This is a genomic window from Tianweitania sediminis (genome assembly GCF_017813335.1).
GTDB lineage: Bacteria > Pseudomonadota > Alphaproteobacteria > Rhizobiales > Rhizobiaceae > Tianweitania > Tianweitania sediminis.
In genome coordinates this window covers 1-4,747 of sequence record NZ_JAGIYY010000019.1, presented here as the reverse complement: position 1 = coordinate 4,747, position 4,747 = coordinate 1, and the positions used below count along the sequence as shown (strand labels likewise).

The following is a 4,747-nucleotide window of genomic DNA, read 5'->3' as shown; positions in this document are numbered from 1 at the left end:
GGCTCGTCGGGCAGGACCAGGCGATCGGCGATGTCGTCGCGGCCCTGCTCCCGCAAGCGACGCGCGACGGACCGGGTCCATCGGGAGGGCGTAAAGGATTCGCCGAAGTCGGCCTCGAGCGTTCGCGCAGCAGCCTCCAGACGAGGGTACGACCAGCCGTCATCGAGCGCCTTTCCGTCGGGGCCGACATGGCTCAGAACGAGATGGAAATGCTGGTCGGCCGCCCCGGCTGTGCGCGCCTTGCCGTCGTGCTCCCAAAGCACCCAGGCGTGGTCCTCCGCTCCCATGGCGGAGAGGATCCGCCGCACGGTCTCGTTGCGCTGCACCTCGTCCAGGCGGAGGCTAGGCGAGATCGTGATGTGGTGCATGCCGATCAGCGCGCGGGACCCGTCACGCATGGCCTCCATGTAGGCCAGTGCGGCGTCCGCGTCGGAGACCGGCACGCCGCCGATCCCCACAACGCGGGAGACCTGATCCACCTGCTTCGACAGGTGGGACTTGAGGTTCCGGACGTCGCGGCCGGTGCGCCCGTGCCGCTTGGTCGTCAGGATCACGGCGCGGCCTCGCGAAGGCTCAGGACGGAGAGCGTCATCCGCTCCAGTTCGCTGCGGATAGCATCGAGCTCCGCAGGCTCGACAGAGCCGCCCCGGTTCGCCCGACGGGCGACCTGGTTGAGGTTGCTGCCGACCCGACCAAGCTCGCCTAGGACGAGGGCGATCGCCTTCGCGATCTCGCTCCGGCGCTTGCGGGTGGGGGTCGGCGTGCCGCCCGCCGCACGCACCACGGCGAGCCGCGCGAAAGCGGACGGGCCGAGGCCTTCCGCTTGTGCGGCGAGATCGAGCGCCGCCCGCTCGTCGGCGGAAAGGCGCAGGGTCGTCGTGGTCGTCGTACGTGCCATGAACGGTCTCCGCTTCGGGGGTCCACGGGGGCAGCGCCCCCTGGCCAGCTGGGTGGGGCGTAGCACCACCCGATTGCTGGCTCACCTTCCGGCGACGCGCTGCATGGAACCAGGAGGTCAGGCAAACCCTTCGGCGAGGAGACGCGCGACGGTGGGGAGATGGGGCAGCAGCAGAGGCCTGCCGACGCGCTTGGCATCCTGTCGATGACGCTCGACCGCGATGCCGATCGCAGCGTCCAGCGAGCCTCCCGCCATGCTTCCCCGGAGGGCACGGGCCTCCTGCGCCAGACAGAGCGCGGAGATGGCCCAGGGGACAGGCCCGCTGCGCTGCGGCTCGGCCTCGCCGGGATCGAGCCGGCGGATCTCGGCAGAGATGGCTCTCCAGTCCCCTCCCGAGGCGATCACGCTGAAGACGGCGGGCACGTGCCCGTGCCGCAGCAGGCGGTGCCACTGGGCCCTGGGAACCCCCCCGAGCTCCTCGGCCTCTTCCTGGGCAGGAGGCTCCTCGCCGGGCGCTTCCTCATCCTCCTCCGGCTCGATGCCCAGCTTGTCGGCGATCGACTTGGTGACCACGCACGAACGGGTCCCCGGCATCGCTGCGGCGTACTCGCGGAAAAGCTCCGCCGCCTGGCGATCGCCCGCGTCGGCATCGGCAACGAGATCCCATGGCGAGCGGCTGCCGCCGCGGCCCTCCTTGCCCGTGCCGGCCGCGGCGATTTCCCACGCCGCAGACCCCTTGGCGAGATACCCCTGCAGGTCCTCCTTGCGCCAGACGACGGTGACATCCTGGCCCTGCTTCAGCGCCCTGCCCCCGGCCTCGGAAATGGCAGCCATATACCGACCGAGGACGGCCTGCCCGGCCGCCTCTGCATCGGCGAGACGGGAGGTCGACACGATCACGGCCAGATGCTGGTGGAAGTGCCAGCCGTGACGCCCATGCGTCACTTCCGGCCCCACGATCACCCCCTGGATCCCATGCTCCCTGGCGGTCGCCATCCATGCACGGCCCTGCCGGGCGGAGCGGCTTGCGCCTGACACCAGTGCCTTGAGATCGGCGAGGCGATCGCCCCTGCGGTGCGCCGCAGTGAGCGTCACGAACACCAGGGACCACCCCTTCGCCTCCGCCGCAGCGAAGACCCGCTCGAGCCGTTCAGTGCGCTCCGCAGCACGGCGCGGCGCGCAGGAGGGGCAGAGCCAGGGCGAGTCGCAGAAATAGACCCCCGTAGCGCCAGGCCTCGCGCCGTTCCGGCGCACCAGCCCGACGTGCTGCACCTCATGCCCGGCCGAGCCGCACTTGCAGACACCCGGGGTATCTCCTCCAGGCCCCGCCTGGGCACGAAGGAGCTGCGCGACACGATGCTTGAGGCGCCACCTCCCGATGACGTTCCCCGCTGCTTTTCCCGGGGAGGGCGGAAACGTAGCCCCTCCAGTATCAAGGCCCTGCGGGCTGGGGGTGTCAGGTCGGATGGAGGGGTGCTCAGCGGCATGCCCCTCAGCGGCCCACAGGGCGACGCTGGAGGCCATTCCCGACACGGGGTGGGGTGCAGCGCCATCCCGGCGCGCGAGGGCGCTCACGTCGCCGCAGGGGCGGCGGAGGGCTTGAGATTTGTCCTGTCGAGCGCTATAACCATCTCGGTTCCGGCTCATCGAGCCGGCTCTTTTCGGGCTCCCCTCGCACAGTCCGCCAAGACACACATGCGAGTGGTCGCCGGGACCACACAAACGCCGCTCCGAATCGGGGCGGCGTTTTTGTTTATCCCATGGGCCTGCGCGGGGCGCAACCCGTTGATAAATAAGCCAAATTTGTTGACGAAGACAGCAGGCGCGGACCGATCGGCTCGAATCAACGGGCCCGGCGCATGCCCCAGCTATATCAGCGGGGCGAAAATTGCCCATCCTCCCGTCCCAGCGTCCGCTGGAGAGCCCCCCAGAAAGGCTATGGGGCTCTGCCCCGACGCGCCCTACGGGCTTGTCTCCCCCGGGATATTTTTGGAACGACCGGAAGGGAGGTTGGGCTTGCGCCCTGCGGGGTCGCGTGTGAGATTCCGGGTGCGGAACAGCCGGGGACGGCGATGACCGTGAACGATACGGAAGGCCCGTCACCCCAAGGTGGCGGGTTTTTCTTTATCCGGCGAGGCGCCGCCACCACGGCCTGGTCGCGAGCTCGTGCCAGCGGTCGCGGTCGGCCTCGGCCGCGTCGGCCCTCCGGCCTTCAGCGACGAGGAGCGCGCGCAGCCCCTCGATCTTCAGCTCCAGCTCCCGGGACATGGCAGGCAGGCCGTCCCCCGGTCCGTCCGCTGGACGTGCCGGAGGAAGGGCTTCCGCTGTCCCGGAGACAGGGGGAAGGTCCTCCTGGGGGACAAGCACGCGGGCCATCCCGTCGTTGCCGACGGTCCGCGTCCACCCCTTGCGGCGCACGGCCTTCCTTGCGCTCTCCGGCTTCATGCCGAGCCGGTCCGCGAGCTCGCGGTAGGTCATCGATACGACCGTCATGGGGACATCTCCGGGCCAGGCCGGGGACGGTACGCCCATCGTGGTTAACGAATCCCTCCCGAGACGCGTCTTCGTCCCTCCCTGGGACAACGGGTAGGGCTGTCCGACGGACGGGCCGGGGTTGACCGCCCTGCGCGCCGCCTAGGCTCCGACCCGCCTCGCCTGAAGGGCGTGGCGGTGCCCGCAGGGCAGGAGCGACGCGCAGGGCGGTCACCGAGCCGAGGGGCCCCAGGGCGATGCGGAGCGCCGCGAGACCCGGCAAGGCCGAGGCCCGTGCCTCGGCTGCGCCGATGGTCGAGCGAGCGGCGCAGCATCGTCCTGGGGTAGGCGAGGGAAACCCCGGCCCGTCACCGCGGGCGGGGCGGCTCCGACCCATAACCGGAATCCCGGTTATCCAGATTGACCCTGTGCCGAAGGGCACGAATCCTTGCGGCGAGCCGTTCCGAAGGCTCTGGCGGCTGCTCCGCTTCCGGAAGCGGGAGCCGCCTCTGGGCAAGCCCGAACCGGATGCGCAGCCGCGAGGCCTGGATCGTGTCGTGGATGTCCCAGGCGAGCCGTCTGAGGCGGTCGAGGCTGCTGCGGCCGAGCTGGTGGTCCAGGACCGCCATGGTCAGCCTGGGATGCGGCCCGGCGAGCTGGCCAGCCCGGATATGGGCTGCAGCGGCTGCCGCTGCTGGCGACAACCGGAACCCCTTCAGCGCGGCATCGAGACGAGCCGCTTCGAGCCGAGGAGCGCGTCCGCTTTCGCGTGCAGGTCCTCCAGCGACAGGTGCAGCTGGCGCTGCCCCACGAGGATCGTCTCGAGGATCTCCTGGAGCTTCTCGACGGGGCTCGGCCCCTCGCCCTCCGGATGCTCCAGGAGGGTCAGCAGGGGCTGCAGCTGCTGCGCCGCCTCGCGGGCGCCGCGGCTCTGGTCGTAGATCGCCCGCATGGCCTTCATCGGGTCGGGCTGCGTCATGGTCGGTTCCTTCCATCCTCGCCGCGACGTCGCGGCGCTTGAGCTTGATGATGCGGTCGAGGGCGCCGATCTCGGCAGCGCCGGCACGGACCACGTACACCCCGGGCCGCTGCCCGGGGACGATATCGAATCCTTGGTCCGCGATCGCCGCCCGGAAGGCGGCAGGGCTATCGGCTGCCGCCCACGCGGTCCGGACGGCAGCCTGGGCTTTTGGGAGGTCGATGCCTACCCTTGCAGCGGCGGCCCGCCCCTGCGAGGTCATGGAGCTCCTGGGAGGCTCGTCGGGCAGGACCAGGCGATCGGCGATGTCGTCGCGGCCCTGCTCCCGCAAGCGACGCGCGACGGACCGGGTCCATCGGGAGGGCGTAAAGGATTCGCCGAAGTCGGCCTCGAGCGTT

General features: G+C 70.5%; 7 protein-coding genes. 1 reads left to right on the top strand and 6 read right to left on the bottom strand.

Annotated elements, in window-relative coordinates; genetic code table 11:
- From J5Y06_RS22960 to J5Y06_RS22935, 6 genes are all read right to left on the bottom strand, one after another.
- Positions 1–554 (bottom strand): relaxase/mobilization nuclease domain-containing protein (locus J5Y06_RS22960; RefSeq protein WP_342453485.1); only part of this gene is annotated, 554 nt, incomplete at its 3' end.
- Positions 551–898 carry a plasmid mobilization protein gene (locus tag J5Y06_RS22955; protein ID WP_209337539.1) on the bottom strand — a complete coding sequence of 116 codons (348 nt, stop codon included), beginning with the start codon at positions 896–898 and terminating at the stop codon, positions 551–553. The genes J5Y06_RS22960 and J5Y06_RS22955, both read right to left, overlap by 4 nt.
- Positions 899–1,015: 117 nt before the next feature.
- Positions 1,016–1,999 (bottom strand): hypothetical protein, encoded by a 984-nt coding sequence (locus J5Y06_RS22950; protein WP_209337538.1) that lies wholly within the window; start codon positions 1,997–1,999, stop codon positions 1,016–1,018.
- A 1,023-nt stretch (positions 2,000–3,022) separates the two neighbouring features.
- Positions 3,023–3,391 (bottom strand): hypothetical protein, encoded by a 369-nt coding sequence (locus J5Y06_RS22945; RefSeq protein WP_209337537.1) that lies wholly within the window; start codon positions 3,389–3,391, stop codon positions 3,023–3,025.
- A gap of 347 nt (positions 3,392–3,738) precedes the next feature.
- The gene (locus tag J5Y06_RS22940) at positions 3,739–4,074 is read right to left on the bottom strand and encodes a hypothetical protein (protein WP_209337536.1); all 336 of its coding nucleotides are present in this window, start codon (positions 4,072–4,074) and stop codon (positions 3,739–3,741) included.
- An 11-nt stretch (positions 4,075–4,085) separates the two neighbouring features.
- A complete protein-coding gene (locus J5Y06_RS22935; RefSeq protein WP_209337535.1) occupies positions 4,086–4,349 on the bottom strand; it encodes a hypothetical protein in 264 nt (87 codons plus the stop codon).
- Between J5Y06_RS22935 and J5Y06_RS22930 the strand changes: the two genes are divergently transcribed.
- A partial coding sequence (locus J5Y06_RS22930; protein ID WP_209337534.1) for a hypothetical protein occupies positions 4,348–4,747 on the top strand: 400 nt, incomplete at its 3' end. The genes J5Y06_RS22935 and J5Y06_RS22930 overlap by 2 nt on opposite strands.

Excerpts from the sequence above, each read along its gene's own strand:
- J5Y06_RS22945 (WP_209337537.1), bottom strand. The coding sequence starts at position 3,391 with ATGACGGTCGTATCGATGACCTACCGCGAGCTCGCGGACCGGCTCGGC.
- J5Y06_RS22935 (WP_209337535.1), bottom strand. The coding sequence starts at position 4,349 with ATGACGCAGCCCGACCCGATGAAGGCCATGCGGGCGATCTACGACCAG.
- J5Y06_RS22955 (WP_209337539.1), bottom strand. The coding sequence starts at position 898 with ATGGCACGTACGACGACCACGACGACCCTGCGCCTTTCCGCCGACGAG.